This is a genomic window from Streptomyces sp. NPDC001544, from assembly GCF_042894285.1.
Lineage (GTDB): Bacteria > Actinomycetota > Actinomycetes > Streptomycetales > Streptomycetaceae > Streptomyces.
Genome location: NZ_JBIAVN010000017.1, coordinates 24,285 through 41,747 on the forward strand (window position 1 = coordinate 24,285; position 17,463 = coordinate 41,747).

Consider the following 17,463-nt stretch of genomic DNA (forward strand, 5'->3'; position numbering starts at 1 on the left):
CTGGGCGCGACTTGCCGCAGGCCTCCCCCTGATCACACGTGTCCGCCAGCGCGGACACCGGTGGATCTTGTGGCTCCGGTTCGAACTTTACGTCAACTTGGCACGGGCGGCTCCCCCGCCCGGGTGATCGGACTCCGCCACCTCCGCTCGGATCCGGCCAACCGGATCCGGCCGCAGCGCCCGACGCCCGGCCCGCGGAGGCCGGCCGCGCCGTCAGATCTGTGGGGAGTGCTCTCCGGGCAGGCTGATCAGGATGCGGCAGCCCCGCTCGGACTCGGCCACTCCGATGCGGCCGCCGTGCAGATCGACGGCCCAGCGGGCGATCGCCAGACCGAGCCCCGTGCCGCCGTCGCTGCCCGGTCCGTGCGGACGTCGTACGGCACTGCCCCGGTTGAAGCGCTCGAAGACCCGGTGCCAGTCCGCCCGAGGGATGCCGGGCCCCTCGTCCAGGACCTCCAGCTCCAGCGACTCCGGCTGCGGCCCGCGCCGCGCCTTCACGGTCACCCGGCCGTGCGGCGGGCTGTGCTTGACCGCGTTGTCGATGAGATTCGCCACGACCTGGTGGATCCGCTCGGGATCCGCATGCGCGGTCAGCTCCGGCGGGGACACGTCCAGGTGCAGGTGGACGTCGTTACGGGTGTGGTTGCCGGAGCCGGACGCCATCCCCGCGCGTGCGGAGGCGACCATGTTGGCCTCCTTCAGCACGCCCGACAGATACGGCCACACCTCGAAGCGCCGCTTGCGCAGCGGTACGACCCCGTTGTCCAGCCGGGACAGGTCCAGCAGTGTCTCCACCAGCCGCCCGAGCCGCTCGGTCTGCTTCAGTGCCGTCCGCATGGTCTCGGGGTCCGCCTCGGCGATCCCGTCGACGACGTTCTCCAGCACCGCCCGCAGCCCCGCGATGGGGGTGCGCAGCTCGTGCGAGACGTTCGCCACCAGCTCCTTGCGCTGCCGGTCCTGCGCCTCCAGCTCGTCGGCCATGACGTTGATCGTCTGCGCCAGGTCGCCCAGCTCGTCGCGGCGGCTCTCCCGCACCCGGCGGGTGTAGTCACCGTGCGAGATGGACCGGGCCACCGTGTTCATGTCGTCCAGGGGCGCGGTGAGCGAATGGGCCACGAACTGCGTTATCAGCAGTGTGGCGATCATCGAGAACACCGTGATGAAGCGGAGCTCCGTCTTGGTGTGCACCGCGATCATCGACAGCCCGGTCGTGATCAGCACCGAGATGACGACCAGCGCGCCCAGCTTGGTCTTGATCGAGAACGGGCGTACGCCGCCCCAGGGATCCCCGGGGCCTCGCCGTGGCAGCGGCCCGTCGCTCATGGCGTCGGGGTCTCCAGGGCGTAACCCACGCCGTGCACGGTACGGATGCGCTCGGCGCCGATCTTCCGGCGCAGTGCCTTGATGTGGCTGTCGACGGTCCGGGTGCCGGAGGCGTCCGCCCAGTCCCAGACCTCGGCCAGCAACTGCTCCCGGGAGAGCACCGCGCGCGGGGTGTTCGCCAGGCACACCAACAGGTCGAACTCGGTGGGCGTGAGGTGGACGTCCTCGGACCGGACCCGGACACGCCGCTGCGCGTGGTCGATCTCCAGCTCGCCCAGGCGCAGGATGCCCGAGCGCGGGGTGGACGCGGCGATCGCCGCCCGCTCCACCCGACGCAGCAGCACGTGCACCCGCGCGGCCAGCTCCCGCATCGAGAACGGCTTGGTCATGTAGTCGTCGGCGCCGACGCCCAGCCCGACCAGCATGTCGGTCTCGTCGTCGCGCGCGGTCAGCATCATGACCGGAACGGGCCGCTGGGCCTGCACACGGCGGCAGACCTCCAGACCGTCGAAGCCGGGCAGCATGATGTCGAGGATCAGCAGGTCGGGCTGCCAGGCCTCTGCGGTGTCCACGGCGGCCGGTCCGTCACCGGCCGTTTGCACGAGGAATCCCTCGGCGCGGAGCCGGGCCGCGATGGCGTCGACGATCGTCGCGTCGTCCTCGACCACGAGGACCCGGCGCTGTGCGCCCGGGGTGGCCGCCGTGCCGTTCTGGGAGGTGTGTGTCTGCTCCATCGCCCGCCCCTGAGTGTGCTTTCCGGAACCAGTGGGGTGATTCCTCGGTCTGCGCATGGTTGCGATTGACGCTTGAATGATCCGCGTCAGGGATGCACATTACGGGGAGTTGCGTCGCCTTTGCTATCCAGGTCGTACGGCGAGATGTACGGCGTCCGGAACGCCCCGGGCAACGGGGATCTCTTCGGTACGCACCTGCCGGAACCCGGCATTCCGCAAGGTATCTTCAAATTCCGGGGAGGGTGTCGCCGACCACACCGCGAGCACCCCGCCCGGCCTCAAGATCCCTGCGCAGCCCGCGAGTCCGGCCGGTGAGTACAGGCCGCCGTTGCCGTCGGTGACAGTCCAGCCCGGCCCGTTGTCGATGTCCAGGCACAGGGCGTCGTACGTGGCGGATGTCTCATTGACGTGGTCGAGCAGATCGGCTTCCACGATCCGGGTGCGCGGGTCGGCGAGGGCGGTGGCGGAGAGCGCGGACAGCGGGCCGTCGAGATGCCAGTCGATGACCGCGCGCTCGCGTTCGACGACCGTGATCCGGCCCCAGCGGGGATCGGCCGCGGCGTGTGCGAGCGAGAAGCCGACGCCCAGTCCGCCGATCAGCACCTCCGGTTCGGGCCGGCCGTCCAGGGCGTCGCGGGCGGCGTCCACGAGCAGCCGCTCGGAGCGGCCGTCGGAGGTGTCCATCAGGAAGCAGCCGTTCGCGATGATCTGCAGCAACTCCCCATGCCGGCGCAGGACCACCTCGCCGTAGGGGCCCTGACGGCGGTCCAGGACCACGGGGGTTTCGTGGGTGGCGTTCACCTGGTCATCCTGCCCGAACCGGGCTTTGCGGGCAGCGGAATTACCGGTGACGGGCGGATGTCGGCCATGGTGCCCGCCGCGCGCCCGCCAGGGAGCTTGAGAGGTTCCTGAGAATCCCGTCCCACGTGGCGTCGGTCATAGACAGCGACCAGTGGGACACGAAGGGTGGGGCGGGACGGAAGGAGCGCCTCACCGTGGAACCGACCGCGCGGGCCGCGAGGACGGCCGAGCTGCTCGACGGCGTGCCGCGCCAGCGAGGCCCGGCGGCGCAGAGCGCCCCGGCGCCGGCTCCGCCCGCCCGCCCGGCCCCCGCCCCGTCACCGGCCCGCCGCCTCCTGCGGCTGCTGCCCACCCCGACCGGTACGCCGTTCACCTTCGGCTACGCGGCCGTGCTGGCCGTCACCTCCCTGGTCGCCCGGTACGCCCACCCGTCCCTGGTCCAGGCCCTCCACCAGGCCTCCAGCACGGATGTCGCCCATCTGCTGCGCACGCCGGTGCTGGTGCTGACGGCGAGCGCGCTGTGGGTCGCGGGCGGGCTCGTGTCGCCGTACACGCTCGGCTTCGTGCTCGTACTGACGGCGCTGGAGCGGCGGGTGGGCGCGGCGCGCGCGGCCGGGGTCTTCCTGCTCGGGCACGTACTGGCCACGCTCGCCACCGAAGTGCCCGTCGGACTCGCGGTCCTGGCCGGTCATCTGCCGGACAGCTCCCTGCACCGCATGGACTACGGGATCAGCTTCGGCGTGGCGGCCTGTGTCGGCTCACTGGCCGGCCTGCTCACCCCGTGGCTGCGCTGGCCACTGCTGGCCCTGACCGCCTGGATCCTCGTCCAGGACCTGATCGCGTTCACCGACCCGATGACCGACTGGGGCCATCTGATCTCCCTGGCCATAGGAGTGGCCACCTGGCCGGGGGTCCGCCGCGGGCAGCGGGCCCGCACGGCCTGACCTCCACCGGCCGTCGCTCTGCACGACGGCACGACCCGGAGCTGCGACAGCGGACCACCGACGCCGCGATCCGGGTCGCGGGCCGCCCCGGGATCGCCGGGCGCAGCCATCGCTCCGTCGCGGCCGAGGTCCGCGCGTCTCCAGGTCGGGCGGCGCGTTGAGGATGCCGCGGAACAGACCGACGGTCCGCAGCAGCCTGCCGTCGTGCTCGTGCGTGACCCCGGGCGGCGGGGCCGGCGGAGTCGCGCGTATCTGGGCGTCGTAGGCGGCGAGTAACGCCGAGGTGTCGCTCATCCGGTGCACCGTACGGGGAATGCGAGGGCGGGCGGCAAGTGCTTTTCCGATGGGGCACGCGCGATGCCCGCCTGATGATCGCTCACAGCGAACACCCCTTGGGGAACAATCAAAGGCTCACGAGCATTGAGTCGGCATAGCTCAAGTTGACTGCCTAAGGGGAGATCATGACTGCTGAGTCCACGGCGTCCACACCACTCACCCTGCCCGTGCTGCCCCTCGACGACGAGGTCGTGCTGCCCGGGATGGTGGTCCCGCTGGACCTGAGCGACTCCGAGGTGCGGGCCGCGGTGGAGGCCGCGCAGGCCGCCGCCCGGTCGGAGCCGGGGAAGCCCAAGGTGCTGCTGGTGCCGCGCATCGAGGGGACGTACGCCAAGACGGGTGTGCTGGGCACGGTCGAGCAGGTCGGCCGGCTCGCCGACGGCGACCCGGGCGCCCTGATCCGCGGCCGCGGCCGGGTGCGGATCGGTGCCGGGACCACCGGGCCGGGTGCGGCGCTGTGGGTCGAGGGCACGAGGATCGACGAGAGCGTGCCGGACCCGCTGCCGGGTCAGGTCGCCGAACTCGTCAAGGAGTACAAGGCCCTCGCCAGCAGCTGGCTGAAGAAGCGCGGCGCCTGGCAGGTCGTGGACCGTGTCCAGGCCATCGACGACGTCTCCGCGCTCGCCGACAACGCCGGTTACTCGCCGTTCCTGACCACCGACCAGAAGGTCGAGCTGCTGGAGACCGCCGACCCGGTCGCCCGCCTGAAGCTCGCCACCCAGCAACTGCGCGACCACCTCGCCGAGCAGGACGTCGCCGAGACCATCGCCAAGGACGTCCAGGAGGGCGTCGACAAGCAGCAGCGCGAGTTCCTGCTGCGCCGCCAGCTCGAAGCCGTCCGCAAGGAACTGCGCGACCTCAACGGCGAGAAGGACGGCGAGGAGTCCGACGACTACCGCGCCCGCGTCGAGGCCGCCGACCTGCCCGAGAAGGTCCGCGAGGCGGCCTTGAAGGAGGTCGACAAGCTGGAGCGGTCCAGCGACCAGTCGCCCGAGGGCAGCTGGATCCGCACCTGGCTCGACACCATCCTCGAACTGCCGTGGAACGAGCGGACCGAGGACGCGTACGACATCCAGGGCGCCAAGGCGGTCCTGGACGCCGAGCACGCGGGCCTGGAGGACGTGAAGGAACGGATCACCGAGTACCTGGCGGTGCGCAAGCGGCGTGCCGACCGCGGCCTCGGCGTGATCGGCGGCCGGCGCGGCGGTGCCGTACTGGCCCTGGTCGGCCCGCCCGGCGTCGGCAAGACCAGCCTCGGCGAGTCCGTCGCGCACGCCATGGGCCGCAAGTTCGTCCGGGTCGCCCTCGGCGGCGTCCGCGACGAGGCCGAGATCCGCGGCCACCGGCGTACGTACGTCGGCGCGCTGCCCGGCCGAATCGTCCGCGCCATCAAGGAGGCCGGTTCGATGAACCCGGTCGTCCTGCTCGACGAGATCGACAAGGTGGGCTCGGACTTCCGCGGCGACCCCGCGGCCGCCCTCCTCGAAGTCCTCGACCCGGCCCAGAACCACACCTTCCGGGACCACTACCTGGAGGTCGAACTGGACCTGTCGGACGTGGTCTTCCTCGCCACCGCCAACGTCCTGGAGGCCATCCCCGAGGCCCTGCTCGACCGCATGGAGCTGGTCCGCCTCGACGGCTACACCGAGGACGAGAAGGTCGTCATCGCCCGCGACCACCTGCTCCCGCGCCAGCTCGACCGGGCGGGCCTGGGCGAGGACGAGGTCACCCTCGACGAGAGCGCGCTGCGCAAGCTCGCCGGCGAGTACACGCGCGAGGCGGGCGTGCGCAACCTGGAGCGATCGATCGCCCGGCTGCTGCGCAAGGTCGCGGCCCAGCACGAACTCGGCGAGCGGGAACTGCCGTTCACCGTCACCGACGGCGAGCTGCGCGACCTGATCGGCCGGCCGCACCACGTGCCCGAGTCCGCCCAGGACCCGGCCGAGCGCCGCACGGCGGTCCCGGGCGTGGCCACCGGCCTCGCGGTGACCGGCGCGGGCGGTGACGTCCTGTACGTCGAGGCGTCCCTCGCGGACCCCGAGACGGGTGCGGCGGGACTGACCCTCACCGGTCAGCTCGGCGACGTGATGAAGGAGTCCGCGCAGATCGCGCTGAGCTTCCTGCGCAGTCACGGCGCCGAACTGGAGCTGCCCGTCGCCGACCTGAAGGACCGGGGCGTGCACATCCACTTCCCGGCGGGCGCGGTCCCGAAGGACGGCCCGAGCGCCGGCATCACGATGACGACGGCGCTCGCGTCGCTGCTGTCCGGCCGGCTGGTCCGCACGGACGTGGCGATGACCGGCGAGGTCTCGCTGACCGGCCGGGTGCTGCCCATCGGCGGCGTCAAGCAGAAGCTGCTCGCCGCCCACCGCGCCGGGGTGACCACCGTGATCATCCCCAAGCGCAACGAGCCCGACCTGGACGACGTCCCGGCCGAGGTGCTGGACAAGCTCGACGTCCACACCGTGACCGACGTCCGCCAGGTCCTGGAGCTGGCGCTCGCGCCCGCGACCAGCGACGCGGCGCCGGAGGTTCCGGCCGCGGCGTGACGGACGCAGTCGGAGAGGCAAGGCCCGGGTCCCGTGAGGGAGGCCCGGGCCTTCGCCCCGACGTCAGCCGTTGGCGAGGGCGACCACCCGGTCCGGCGCCCCGTTGAACCGGTCGTGGTCCCCGACCGTCGGCCCGGACGAGGTGTACTGCCACATGGTGTAGAAGTCCCAGCCCGCCGGCAGCGTCCCCGGGTCCGACGCGTACTTGGCGATCCACAGCGGGTTGCTCGACGCGAAGCCGCCGTAGTCGCCCGTGCACTGGCTCCACCAGCTGGTGGCCGTGTAGACGACCGCGTCCCGTCCCGTACGCGCCTTGTACGTCTTCAGGAAGTCGGCGATCCAGCTCACCATCGCACTGGTGGACTTGCCGTAGCAGGCGGCGCCGTAGGGGTTCCACTCGATGTCGAGGGTGCCGGGGAGGGTCCTGCCGTCCTTGGACCAGCCGCCGCCGTGGTCGACGAAGTAGTTGGCCTGGGTGGCTCCGCCGGCGGTGTCCGGGGTCGCGAAGTGGTAGGCGGCGCGGATCATGCCGACGTTGTAGGAGCCGTTGTACTGCTGGGCGAAGTACGGGTTGGTGTAGTACGTGCCTTCCGTCGCCTTCGTGTACGCCCATCTGACCCCGCTGCTCCACAGGGTCGACCAGGCGACGTTGCCCTGGTAGGCGGAGACGTCGACGCCCTCGGTCCGGGTGACGGCGGTGGGGGCGGGGCTGCCGTCCTGGCCGTCGTGGGCGAGGACGCCCATCCCCATGTGGGCGGTGCCGCGGACGGGAGTGCTCGCGGCGTGCGCGGTGGACAGGGGGACGGTGAGGGAGAGGGCCGCGAGCAGGGCGGTGGTGAGGGCCGTGAGCGCGCGCGGACGCATGGAACGGGATCTGGACACGGACATGACGCGCCTCCGTGACGAGGAGGGGGTGTGGGGGAGTGCGGAGAAGTGGGGGGACCCCTCGGGAACCCACGGGTTGATCCACTGGCGCGGGCGTGGGCATGCCATTGAGGGTCTGTTCATGAAGCTACGCACGTAGATGACGGCGTGGAAGGGGGTCCGGATACCGCCGTTGGTCTACGCCTGCGAAATACTTGGAGAGCTGCGGCAACGACGAAGCCCGGCAAAAACTTTCAGGACCGGGAAACCCGAGCAGAGGTGCTGACGTGCACGAGGACGCGAACGGCGGCGGACAACCCGTCGCCGCCGAGGTGACGCCGAGCGGTGCGGACCAGGAGTTCCTGGCACTGGAGCGCGAGCTGACGGTGTTCCTGCGGCGTGCCCGCGCCAAGCAGGGCGAGATGGCCCGCGAGGTCCACCCCGACCTGGAGCCGGCCGCGTACGGCCTCCTCGTCCGCCTCGACGAGCACGGCAGCCAGCGCGCCACGGAACTCGCCGCCTACATCGGGGTCGGCAAGGCCACCATGTCCCGCCAGCTGCGCGCCCTGGAGGAGCTCGGGCTCATCTCCCGCGAGCCCGACCCGGCGGACGGACGGGCCTGGCTGGTGAGCCTGACGGACGAGGGCCGCCGCCGGGTGGGCAAGGTCCGGGAGGCCCGCCGCGCGCGCTACCTCAGCCAGCTCGCGCACTGGGACCGGCGGGAAGTGGCCGAACTGGCGCGGCTGCTGCACGAGCTGAACGGGACCATGGAGAAGTAGGACCCCCTCCGGCCGGGCGGGGCGGTCCGACGGCCGGGAGCGGGCCGCCTCACAGCTCCACGTACACCACCGTCGCGTCGTCGTGCGTCTTGCCGCGCCCGAGGAACGCCCGGGCCTCCCGGTCCGCCGCCTCCCGTTCCCGCACCCGGTCGACCGCCGCCCGTGCGCCCTCCTTGCGGATGACGTCGCACAGGGCCGTCCAGTCGCCCTCCCGGAACTTCTCCACCCAGCGCGTCGCGCCGTCCGTCAGCGCGGCCAGCGCGCGGACCTCGTGCCGGGGGAGGGTGCCGGTGACCGCGCGGGCGGCGACCTCCGGGTCCGCGGCGGCCGTGAAGAAGCCGCCCTCCTTGTTGCGGGCCCGGGCGTCGCAGACGGCCTCGCTCGCCAGCCAGGCGCGGGGGATCCGGTCCAGCCGGTCGTCCAGGACGGGCGTGACCGTGCCGTCGGGGGACCGCAGCAGCAGGGCCGAGTCCGACAGGACCAGGTGGTCCACGGTGTCCTGGGTCCAGCGGGCCAGGACCACCGTCGCCTGGGGGGTGCGCGGGTGAGAAAGGTCACAGGTGGCCGAATGTGCGTCGGCCGTTCGACCGATCGCCCGGGAGAGTATCTCCGGCAGGGTCAGATCAGGGTGCGAAACGGCCAGTTCGGTCAGCGCACCGCCCAGCCGCGCGGTGTACCAGGGGACGGAATGCAGACAGCCCGCGCCGCCCCTCGGCGGGGTCACACCGTCGAGGACGACGACACAACCGCCCTGCCCGGAGGCTGGTAGCGCGACCGCGGCGAAGTCCTCGTTGGGGCGGCTCGCGTCACCCGGTTCCGAAACGAGTTCAGTACGCATTCGGCCAGTCTGCACGACCCTTTCACAACGTCCGCGAAAGGCTGGCAAAGATCGCGGAATTCCCGCCACCTCGCAGGTCAGGCGCCTGTTTTGGGGTGGAATGGCGTGCTCCGGGAAGGCGTGCCGGCGAATCCTGCCAAAGCCTGCCGTCCGCGTCCAACCGGCCCACCGCGGAGGGCCTGCGCACACACCGGAGGAACTTGCCCGCCAACTCCCAACCGATGTTCACTCCTTTGGGTGGCGAGCCAGTTGATGCGCGACCACTGACCACCGGCACTGGGAGGGTCGGGGGACGGACCGTACCGGGTGCGGGCACCGCTCGCGCCGACGTGACGGGGCGCCACCCGGGCCCATGGGTAGACGAGTTCAGGAATGCGAGCACCGGTGCAGAAGACGCGGCCTCGGCGCACAGGCAACCAGACGGCCTCGGGAGGGGACGCCGAGCGCACCCCGGTCGGCACCGGCCGCCCCACCCACGTACGCAACCGGCTCATAGTCGCCGTCGCCGTGGTGGCCGCCGCCATAGCCGGGGCCGGAGTCCCCTCCCTGCTCACCGCCTCCGGGGAGCTGAGCGACTCCCAGGACCTGGTGACCCTCGCGCAGAGCACCCAGGACGCCCTCACCCTCGCCCACTCGCTGGCCGACGAACGCGACGAGGTCACCGCCTACGTCGCGGCCGGCCGCCCCAAGTCCCAGGCGCCCTCCGAGCAGCGCAGCGCCCGCGTCGACCGGCAGACCGAGGACCTGCGCGCCGACACCGACCTCCCCCACTCGCTGCGGATGGACCTCGACGGCATCGCCGCCGTACGCCGATCGGCGCTCACCGGCAAGAGCACGGCCCTCGAAGCGCACCAGGCCTACTCCGCCGCGATCACCGAACTCCACCGGCTCGCCGAGCAACTGGCCGAGCAGACGCCCCCGCGGGCCGGCTCCGGGGCGTACGCGCTCGCCGAGCTGGACTCCGCCGTCCAGCAGGCCGCCGCCGCCCGCGGCCTGCTCGTGGCGGCCCTCGACGTGCCCTCCAGCGAGCAGACGGTGATCAGCCCCACCACCGGCCTGCCCACCACGACCACCACCGCCTCGGGCGCCGAGAAGAAGCAGCGCGACGCCCTCACCGCCGCCGCCCAGCAGGCGCGGATCCGCTCGGACGCCGCCCTCGCCGACTTCCGCGACACCGCGCCGAAGCCGGCCGTCGCCTCCTACGACTCCACGGTCACCGGCCCCGAGGTCAACTCCGCCGAGAAGTACCTGGCCTCCCTCACCGACCAGCCGGCGCTGAGCGACGACGACCTCGCCACCAGCACCAAGAAACTGGACGCGGCCCTGTCCGCCCGGGTCGACCTGATGCGGGGCGTGGAGTCCGCCCTCTACGACCACCGCACCAAGGACCTCGCCAAGCTGCGCGACGACGACGTCACCGCGCTGGAGATCCGGATCGCCGTCCTCGGCGCCCTGCTGCTGGTGGCCGTCGGCATCGCCACCGCGATGGCCCGCAGCCTCACCCGCCCGCTGTCCGTACTGCGCCGGGGCTCGGCCCGCCTGGCCGAGGCGGCGGACCCCGCTGCACAGGAACCGGTGAAGTTCACCGGCCGCAACGACGAGTTCGCCCAGGTCGTCCGCTCGGTCAACGCCCTGCACGCGCACGCCGCCGCCCTCCAGGAGCGCGTCACCACCCTGGAGACCGACCGCAAGCACCTGGTCGGCCAGCGCCAGAAGATGGCCGACGCCCGCGAGGAACTGCGCGCCGAACTCAACGACTCCGCCGCCCAGCTGGAGCGGCTGCGCACCAGCATCGGCGGCACCTTCGTCAACCTCGCCCTGCGCACGCTCGGCCTGGTGGAACGCCAGCTCGCGGTCATCGAGGGCCTGGAGGAACGCGAGGACGACCCCGAGCGTCTGTCCACCCTCTTCAAGCTCGACCACTTCGCCACGGTCATGCGCCGCCACAGCGAGAACCTCCTGGTGCTCTCCGGCACCGAGCACGTCCAGCAGCACCCGGGCCCGGTCCCGCTGGTCGACGTCGTCCGGGCGGCGGTCAGCGAGATCGAGCGCTACGAACGCGTCCGCATCGCCGCCCTGCCTCCGCACGCGCACGTGGCGGGCTTCGCGGCCGACGACCTCTCCCACCTGCTGGCCGAACTGATGGAGAACGCCACCTCGTTCTCCCCGCCGGACCTGCCCGTCGAGGTCTCCGGCTGGCTGCTGGAGAGCGGCGAGGTGATGCTCTCCGTGCAGGACGAGGGCATCGGCATGACCAGCGACCGTCTGGAGCGCCTCAACTCCCGCCTCGCCGACTTCGATCCCGAGTCGCCCTACGACCAGGAGGGCGAGGACGGTCTCGGCCTCGGCCTGTACGTCGTGGCCCGCCTCGCCCACCGCCACGGCGCCCGCGTCCAGCTCCGCGAGCAGAAGCAGGGCGGAGTGGCCGCGGTGGTGGTGCTGCCCGGGCCCCTGCTGTCCCAGCCCCCGGCGGCGGCCGTCCCCGCGCCCACCGTCGCGGGCGGCACCCACACCTTCTCCCTGCCGGGCGCGGACGCCGAGGCCAACTCCAACGTCCTGCACGGCCGCCACACCGGCGGCGACCCGCTGGTGACCCTGGCGGAGCGGGCGGTACGCAACGCGCCGGACGCGGCGGAGCCCGTACACGAGTCCGCCGAGCGGATCCCGGGGGAGATCCCCGAGACCCCCGCCGAGAGCACGATGGAACTCCTGCTCCCGGACCTGCAGCCCACCCCGGCCCCCGAACCCGAGGCCACCCACGCACCCGCGGCCGCCGGCGACGCCGAGCACCAGCCGGCCCCCGCACCCACCCACGCACCCGCAGCCGCCGACGGCGCCGAGCCCCCACAGGGGCCACCCGCGCCAGGCCACGAAAGCAGCACGGGTGGTGCCGGTGGGAGCACGACCGCCGAAGGCGAAGCCGAGGCGCACCCGCAAGAACACACCCGCACGGACGACGAAGAGCGACTCACCGCCAAGGGCCTGCCCAAGCGCACCCCGAAGATCAGCGCACCGGCACAGGCACCCCGCAGGCGCAGTGGCTCCGTAGACGCCGAAGCCCTGCGCCGCAGGCTCGGCGGATTCCGCCAAGGCGCGGAAGCCGGCTACCGCCACGTAGAGGCGGAAGCCGCCACAACCGAAGAAGCCACGGGGGGCACAGTCGAGGAGGCAAGCAGTTGACCGCGCCCAGTACCTTCGGACTGAGCAGGGAGGCCCGCAACCTGCACTGGCTGCTGACCAACCTGGTGGAGGAAGTCCCCGGCATCCAGTCCGTCGCCGTGGTCTCCTCCGACGGCCTGCTCCTGCTGTCCTCCGATCCCGCCGCCGCGGCGGAGGCCCGCCAGGCCCGTCCCGGCAAGGGCCCCCGCGGCTCCTCCGCCGACCTGGCCACCATCGTCTCCGGCATCGGCAGCCTCACCGTCGGCGCCGCGAAGCTGATGGGGTTCGGCGGGGTCAAGCACACGATGGTCGCGATGGACGAGGGCAGTCTGTTCGTGATGTCGATCAGCGACGGCTCGCTGCTCGGTGTGCACGGCTCCGCGGAGTGCGACATGAGCGTGGTGGCGTACCACATGGCGCTCTTCGTCGGCCGCGCCGGACACGTCCTGACGCCCGAGCTGCGCAGCGAGCTCCGTAAGTCCATGGAGTCCGAGTCGACGGGGAGCGCTCGATGAGCAGCAGCACGCCGAACAAGCTCCCGGTCCGCGGCGGCGACCGCAGGCCCGCCCGCGTCCGCCCCTACTCGCTCACCGGCGGCCGTACCCGCTTCGGCCACGTCCTGCTCGTGGAGACCTTCGTGGCGACCACGGCGGCGATCGAGGCCCCCGAGGAGCGCAAGGAGCTGACGAGCGCTCCGCTCTCCGCGGTCATGCCGGAGATGCGGGCCATCGTCGAACTGTGCCGCCGTATGCGCACGGTGGCCGAGATCGCCGCGCTGCTGAAGATGCCGCTCGGCGTGGTCCGCGTCCTGCTGAGCGACCTCGCGGACCAGGGAAAGATCCGTGTGTACGGAACCGGAACGAACCACGGCGCCGGCCGGCCGGACCGCGCACTGCTGGAAAGGGTGCTGAATGGACTCCGCCGTCTCTGACGCCGTCGCCCCCTACGGGCAGACCCCGGGAACCCCCCTCGCCGAGCCCGACGAGGACCTGAAGTCCTGGCAGACGGACCGCACCCGGGCCCCCGTCGCGACGAAGATAGTCGTGGCGGGCGGCTTCGGGGTCGGCAAGACCACGATGGTCACCTCCGTCTCGGAGATCACGCCCCTGCAGACCGAGGCGCTGATGACCGAGGCGAGCGAGGAGACCGACGACCTCACCGCCACGCCCGGCAAGCTGACCACCACCGTGGCCATGGACTTCGGCCGCATCACGCTCGACGACGACCTGGTGCTCTACCTGTTCGGCACGCCGGGCCAGCAGCGCTTCTGGTTCATGTGGGACGACCTGGTGCGCGGTGCGATCGGCGCCGTCGTACTGGCCGACACCCGTCGCCTCAGGGACTGCTTCCCCGCGCTGGACTACTTCGAGAGCTGCGGGCTGCCGTACGTGGTGGCCGTCAACCACTTCGACGGCAGCGAGCTGTTCGAGCCCGAGGACGTGCGCGAGGCGCTCACGATCCCCGCACACATACCTGTCATGATCATGGACGCGCGCCGCCGGATCTCGGTGATCGAGACCCTGCTGGCACTCGTGGGCCACGCGCTCGACGAAACCCCCGAGTAGCACCCGAAAAGCAATCTAGGAGCACCACCCGCATGCGGAAGATACTCGTCGTCGGGGCCGGCCAGTCCGGTCTCCAGCTCGCCCTCGGCCTCCAGTCGCACGGGTACGAGGTCACCCTGATGTCCAACCGGACCGCGGACGAGATCCGCTCCGGCCGGGTCATGTCCACGCAGTGCATGTTCCACACGGCGCTGCAGCACGAGCGCGACCTGCAGCTGAACTTCTGGGAGTCCCAGGCCCCGAAGATCCAGGGACTCGGCGTCTCGGTGGCCGCCCCCGGCTCGCACGACCCGGGTCCGACCCAGCGGGCGATCGACTGGGTGGGCAGGCTCGACGGATACGCGCAGTCCGTCGACCAGCGGGTGAAGATGGCCGGCTGGATGGAGACGTTCGCCCAGCGCGGCGGCCAGCTCGTCATCCACGGCGCGGCGGTCTCCGACCTCGACTACTTCTCCCGTACGTACGACCTCGTGCTCGTCTCGGCGGGCAAGGGCGAGCTGGTGTCCATGTTCGGCCGCGACCCCCAGCGGTCCCCGTACAGCGAGCCGCAGCGCGCGCTGGCGGTGGCGTACGTGCACGGCCTCGGTCCCCGCCCCGAGCACCCGGAGTTCGACGCGGTCCGCTGCAACCTGGTCCCCGGCGTCGGCGAGCTGTTCGTCATGCCGACGCTCACCAACTCCGGCCGCGCCGACATCCTGTTCTGGGAGGGCATACCCGGCGGCCCGCTGGACGTCTTCAAGGGCGTCAAGGACCCGGCGGAGCACCTCTCCCTGACCCTGGAACTCATGGAGAAGTTCACGCCCTGGGAGTACGCGCGGGCCACCCGGGTCGAGCTGACCGACGCGGGCGGCACGCTCGCCGGCCGCTACGCCCCGACCGTCCGCAACCCCATCGGCCGCCTCCCCGGCGGCGGCCTGGTCCTCGGCGTGGCCGACGTCGTCGTCGCCAACGACCCGATCACCGGCCAGGGCTCCAACTCGGCGTCCAAGTGCGCCGCCGCCTACCTCGCCTCCATCCTGGAGCAGGGCGACAAGCCCTTCGACGAGGAGTGGATGCAGGCCACCTTCGACCGCTACTGGCAGACGGCCCAGCACGTCACCAAGTGGACCAACGCGATGCTGGCCCCGCCGCCGGAGCACATCCTCAACCTGATCGGCGCCGCCGGCCAGCTCCAGCCGGTGGCCGACCGCTTCGCCAACGCGTTCAACGACCCGGCGGACTTCGAGAACTTCTTCTACGAGCCGGAGAAGACGGCCGCCTACCTGGCCTCGGTCGCCGGGGCCTGAGCGGCCTCCGACCCGGGAGCCGGCCGGCGTCGTAGTCCTCTCCGACTCTCCGATCACTGTGGGCCGCCTTCGGGCGGCCCGCAGTCGTCATGCCGGCGAGGCTCTCGCAACCGAGCGAGTACAGGTCGGGCGCATCCACAGGTTGGCCGGGCACGCGTCCGGGCGGCACGTGCACAACGGTCCCGTGGTCGGGAGCATCGTCGAGGGTACGGTCCGGTTCCAGGTGGAGGGCCAGGCCGAGACCGTCCTGCGACCGGGAGACGTGTTCTTCGAGCCCGCGGGCGTTCCCATCGCCCACTTCGACGCGATGGACGAGGACGTCACGTTCCTCGGCTACTTTCCGCTGACCGCCGGTCAGGAACCCGGACTGCGCTGACCGGGTCCGGGGGAGTCCTGCGCCGGCGGAAGTGTGACGGCGGGCTCCGGCCTGCCGAGCGCGGCGAGCTGTTCCGGGGTGAGGGAGGCGAGCAGCTTCTCGATCTCCGCGAGCTGCCGGCGTACGTCGTCGCGGGCCTTCCCGCGCTGCGCGGCGAGGGTGAGCTGTACGTCGAGGGCCTGGCGGGCCTGGCGGGCCAGCCGGTCGCTGCGCTGTTCACTGTCCGCGAGCCGCGCCACGGTTCTGGCCCGCTCGCGTGCCAGCCGCCCGATCACATGGCCCTCGTCGAGGGCGTGCTGCGGGTCGCGGGCCAGCAGCAGCCGTACGTAGGGGGAGATGGCGGTGCTGTTCTGGTACTGCTGCCGGGCCAGCCTGCCCGCCGCGTTCCTGCTGTCGTACAGGGCGCGGCGGGCGCGGGCCAGCTCCCGTTCCCGCCGGTCGACCTCGGCGCGCTGCCGCCCGAGCTGCTCCCCGGTGCTCTCGTAGGTCCTGGTGGCCTGCTCGGTCTGCCGGTAGAGCCGCTGCAGTTCCGTCAGCATTTCGGCCACGGTCCGCGGGGGCTGCGGGACGGCGGACGCGGTGGGCGCGGGTACGAGGACGGCCTGGGCCGCCACCGTGGCCGTACACACCAGGCGCACAAGTCTTCCTGACACGTCATCACCTCCGGTGCGGTAGGCGGACGATCCGCCATTCGTATTTCCGCACCGCGAGCATGAGGCGGGTACAGGCGAGACGTGCAACAGGTGTGCGCCGTCCGGCGCAACGGTTTCACCCGCCGGTGTCGTCCGGCCCGCCGGTCCGGCCGGGGCCGGGCTTGGACCAGGGCCATCTGATCCCGCGGCCCGGGCCGGCCTCCGGGTCGTACGCGTACTTCCATCCGCGCACCATCCCCGTGCGCCTGCTCTGCTCCCGGGGCACCCGCCGGTAGACGAGGACCGTGGGCGGGCCGCCGTCGGGGTCCGGGACGGGGATGCGGTACGTCTTCGGGGGGTGGCCCGTCATGCCCAGCAGCACGGGGAGCACGCGCCCGTCCATGGGGCCGCCCTCGAAGGGGGTGTCCTGACTCTTCACGGGACCAGTGTCAGGCATCCCCGGCCAGGGCCGTCGTGACCAGCTCCGCCGTCTGCGCATCCCGGCCCGCGGTCACCGTCAGGACGGCCACGAACTGCTCGACCAGCCAGTCGCGCAGCTCGTCGACGGGCGGCTGCTTGTCCTCGTCGAGCCAGATGAGGGAGGCCGCCTCCACCGCCGTGATCCACATCCGGACGGTCATGCGCAGGCGCGGACCCGGTTCCGTGACGCCGAGGTGGCTGAGGATGTGCTCGGCGGCGGCCCGGCGCACACCGTCGACGATCGCGGTCGTCCGGGACGTCTCGACGACGCTGCCCCCCTGCAGGAGGGCGCTGAAACCGGCGTCGTGCTCGTCGACGAAGGCCAGGTAGCGGTCCAGGGCACGGGCCAGGCGGGGCAGCAGCGGGCCCAAGCGGGGCTCGTCGAAGCACTGCTCCAACTCCTCGGCCGCGGAGCGCAGCGCGGCCTCGTACAGCTGCTGCTTGCCGCCCGGGAAGTACCGGTACACCAGCGGACGCGAAACCCCGGCCGCCTCCGCCACGTCGTCCAGCGACACCTCCTCCGGCGCCCGGTGCGCGAAGAGGGACAGCGCGGCGTCGAGCAGCTGACTGCGCCGCTCCTCGACGCTGAGGCGACGGTAGGCGGGAGTGGGGGCGGCCTCCGGGGTCATGCACCGCAGCGTAATCGCTTGCAGCGCGCTCAGCCGGGGACGCCTCTTCAGGCGAGCAGCCCCGACGACCACCACAGCCGTCGGCCGACGCCCCGCAGCAGTCCGATGTCGTCGAGGCTGTGCCGGTGTGCGGCTCCGCCGCGTGGCTGTCAGCCGCTGCAGGCGGTG

The 17,463-nt window shown here is 72.1% G+C and carries 16 protein-coding genes and 1 pseudogene; 9 read left to right on the forward strand and 8 right to left on the reverse strand.

Translation table 11 applies throughout. From position 1 onward, the window contains the following. Positions 1–213: 213 nt before the first annotated feature. The 3 genes from ACFY0F_RS31530 to ACFY0F_RS31540 form a co-directional block, all read right to left on the reverse strand. Positions 214–1,323: a sensor histidine kinase gene (locus tag ACFY0F_RS31530; protein ID WP_388801833.1), complete on the reverse strand. Its 1,110-nt coding sequence runs from the start codon at positions 1,321–1,323 to the stop codon at positions 214–216. Continuing rightward, positions 1,320–2,057: a response regulator transcription factor gene (locus ACFY0F_RS31535; RefSeq protein ID WP_388801836.1), complete on the reverse strand. Its 738-nt coding sequence runs from the start codon at positions 2,055–2,057 to the stop codon at positions 1,320–1,322. The genes ACFY0F_RS31530 and ACFY0F_RS31535 overlap by 4 nt, the downstream gene beginning before the upstream one ends. Positions 2,058–2,180: 123 nt before the next feature. Further along, positions 2,181–2,858 (reverse strand): spermidine synthase, encoded by a 678-nt coding sequence (locus ACFY0F_RS31540; protein ID WP_388801839.1) that lies wholly within the window; start codon positions 2,856–2,858, stop codon positions 2,181–2,183. Positions 2,859–3,052: 194 nt separating this feature from the next. On the opposite strand from ACFY0F_RS31540, the gene ACFY0F_RS31545 reads away from it, so the two are divergent. Next, positions 3,053–3,802 carry a rhomboid-like protein gene (locus ACFY0F_RS31545; protein ID WP_388801842.1) on the forward strand — a complete coding sequence of 250 codons (750 nt, stop codon included), beginning with the start codon at positions 3,053–3,055 and terminating at the stop codon, positions 3,800–3,802. Between the two features lie 461 nt (positions 3,803–4,263). Next, positions 4,264–6,687 (forward strand): endopeptidase La, encoded by a 2,424-nt coding sequence (gene lon / locus ACFY0F_RS31550; protein WP_388801845.1) that lies wholly within the window; start codon positions 4,264–4,266, stop codon positions 6,685–6,687. A 63-nt stretch (positions 6,688–6,750) separates the two neighbouring features. On the opposite strand, the gene ACFY0F_RS31555 is transcribed toward lon, so the two are convergent. Then, complete coding sequence (locus tag ACFY0F_RS31555; RefSeq protein ID WP_388801848.1) at positions 6,751–7,575, reverse strand: lysozyme; 825 nt, start codon at positions 7,573–7,575, stop codon at positions 6,751–6,753. 263 nt (positions 7,576–7,838) lie between these two features. On the opposite strand from ACFY0F_RS31555, the gene ACFY0F_RS31560 reads away from it, so the two are divergent. Next, entirely contained in the window at positions 7,839–8,330 is a 492-nt protein-coding gene (locus ACFY0F_RS31560) for a MarR family winged helix-turn-helix transcriptional regulator (RefSeq protein WP_388801851.1), read from the forward strand. A gap of 49 nt (positions 8,331–8,379) precedes the next feature. Here the strand turns inward: ACFY0F_RS31560 and ACFY0F_RS31565 are convergent, their stop codons facing one another. Next, positions 8,380–9,168, reverse strand: coding sequence for a protein phosphatase 2C domain-containing protein (locus tag ACFY0F_RS31565; protein WP_388801854.1), 789 nt, complete (start codon positions 9,166–9,168; stop codon positions 8,380–8,382). A 384-nt stretch (positions 9,169–9,552) separates the two neighbouring features. On the opposite strand from ACFY0F_RS31565, the gene ACFY0F_RS31570 reads away from it, so the two are divergent. From ACFY0F_RS31570 to ACFY0F_RS31595, 6 genes are read left to right on the forward strand one after another with little or no spacing between them, the layout of a single operon-like run. Further along, on the forward strand, positions 9,553–12,348 hold the full coding sequence (locus ACFY0F_RS31570) for a nitrate- and nitrite sensing domain-containing protein (protein ID WP_388801857.1): 2,796 nt from the start codon (positions 9,553–9,555) through the stop codon (positions 12,346–12,348). After that, positions 12,345–12,842, forward strand: coding sequence for a roadblock/LC7 domain-containing protein (locus tag ACFY0F_RS31575; RefSeq protein WP_388801860.1), 498 nt, complete (start codon positions 12,345–12,347; stop codon positions 12,840–12,842). Before ACFY0F_RS31570 ends, ACFY0F_RS31575 begins: the two co-directional genes overlap by 4 nt. After that, on the forward strand, positions 12,839–13,258 hold the full coding sequence (locus ACFY0F_RS31580; RefSeq protein ID WP_388801863.1) for a DUF742 domain-containing protein: 420 nt from the start codon (positions 12,839–12,841) through the stop codon (positions 13,256–13,258). Before ACFY0F_RS31575 ends, ACFY0F_RS31580 begins: the two co-directional genes overlap by 4 nt. Further along, positions 13,239–13,892, forward strand: a complete 654-nt coding sequence (locus ACFY0F_RS31585) for an ATP/GTP-binding protein (protein WP_388801866.1) — start codon at positions 13,239–13,241, stop codon at positions 13,890–13,892. Before ACFY0F_RS31580 ends, ACFY0F_RS31585 begins: the two co-directional genes overlap by 20 nt. A 32-nt stretch (positions 13,893–13,924) precedes the next feature. Then, on the forward strand, positions 13,925–15,178 hold the full coding sequence (locus tag ACFY0F_RS31590) for a styrene monooxygenase/indole monooxygenase family protein (RefSeq protein ID WP_388801869.1): 1,254 nt from the start codon (positions 13,925–13,927) through the stop codon (positions 15,176–15,178). Between the two features lie 58 nt (positions 15,179–15,236). After that, entirely contained in the window at positions 15,237–15,554 is a 318-nt protein-coding gene (locus ACFY0F_RS31595) for a cupin domain-containing protein (RefSeq protein ID WP_388801872.1), read from the forward strand. Positions 15,555–15,598: 44 nt separating this feature from the next. Here the strand turns inward: ACFY0F_RS31595 and ACFY0F_RS31600 are convergent. The 3 genes and pseudogenes from ACFY0F_RS31600 to ACFY0F_RS31610 form a co-directional block, all read right to left on the reverse strand. Continuing rightward, positions 15,599–16,207: pseudogene (locus ACFY0F_RS31600) on the reverse strand (coiled-coil domain-containing protein); the annotation flags it as partial. Positions 16,208–16,322: 115 nt separating this feature from the next. Continuing rightward, positions 16,323–16,643, reverse strand: coding sequence for a hypothetical protein (locus ACFY0F_RS31605; protein ID WP_388801875.1), 321 nt, complete (start codon positions 16,641–16,643; stop codon positions 16,323–16,325). Then, positions 16,636–17,295 carry a TetR/AcrR family transcriptional regulator gene (locus ACFY0F_RS31610; RefSeq protein ID WP_388801878.1) on the reverse strand — a complete coding sequence of 220 codons (660 nt, stop codon included), beginning with the start codon at positions 17,293–17,295 and terminating at the stop codon, positions 16,636–16,638. Before ACFY0F_RS31610 ends, ACFY0F_RS31605 begins: the two co-directional genes overlap by 8 nt. Between the last annotated feature and the right edge of the window lie 168 nt (positions 17,296–17,463).

Coding starts and splice junctions, on each gene's coding strand:
- ACFY0F_RS31610 (WP_388801878.1), bottom strand. CDS start 17,295: ATGACCCCGGAGGCCGCCCCCACTCCCGCCTACCGTCGCCTCAGCGTC.
- ACFY0F_RS31605 (WP_388801875.1), bottom strand. CDS start 16,643: ATGCCTGACACTGGTCCCGTGAAGAGTCAGGACACCCCCTTCGAGGGC.
- ACFY0F_RS31565 (WP_388801854.1), bottom strand. CDS start 9,168: ATGCGTACTGAACTCGTTTCGGAACCGGGTGACGCGAGCCGCCCCAAC.
- ACFY0F_RS31585 (WP_388801866.1), top strand. CDS start 13,239: ATGGACTCCGCCGTCTCTGACGCCGTCGCCCCCTACGGGCAGACCCCG.
- lon (WP_388801845.1), top strand. CDS start 4,264: ATGACTGCTGAGTCCACGGCGTCCACACCACTCACCCTGCCCGTGCTG.
- ACFY0F_RS31530 (WP_388801833.1), bottom strand. CDS start 1,323: ATGAGCGACGGGCCGCTGCCACGGCGAGGCCCCGGGGATCCCTGGGGC.
- ACFY0F_RS31535 (WP_388801836.1), bottom strand. CDS start 2,057: ATGGAGCAGACACACACCTCCCAGAACGGCACGGCGGCCACCCCGGGC.
- ACFY0F_RS31580 (WP_388801863.1), top strand. CDS start 12,839: ATGAGCAGCAGCACGCCGAACAAGCTCCCGGTCCGCGGCGGCGACCGC.
- ACFY0F_RS31555 (WP_388801848.1), bottom strand. CDS start 7,575: ATGTCCGTGTCCAGATCCCGTTCCATGCGTCCGCGCGCGCTCACGGCC.
- ACFY0F_RS31590 (WP_388801869.1), top strand. CDS start 13,925: ATGCGGAAGATACTCGTCGTCGGGGCCGGCCAGTCCGGTCTCCAGCTC.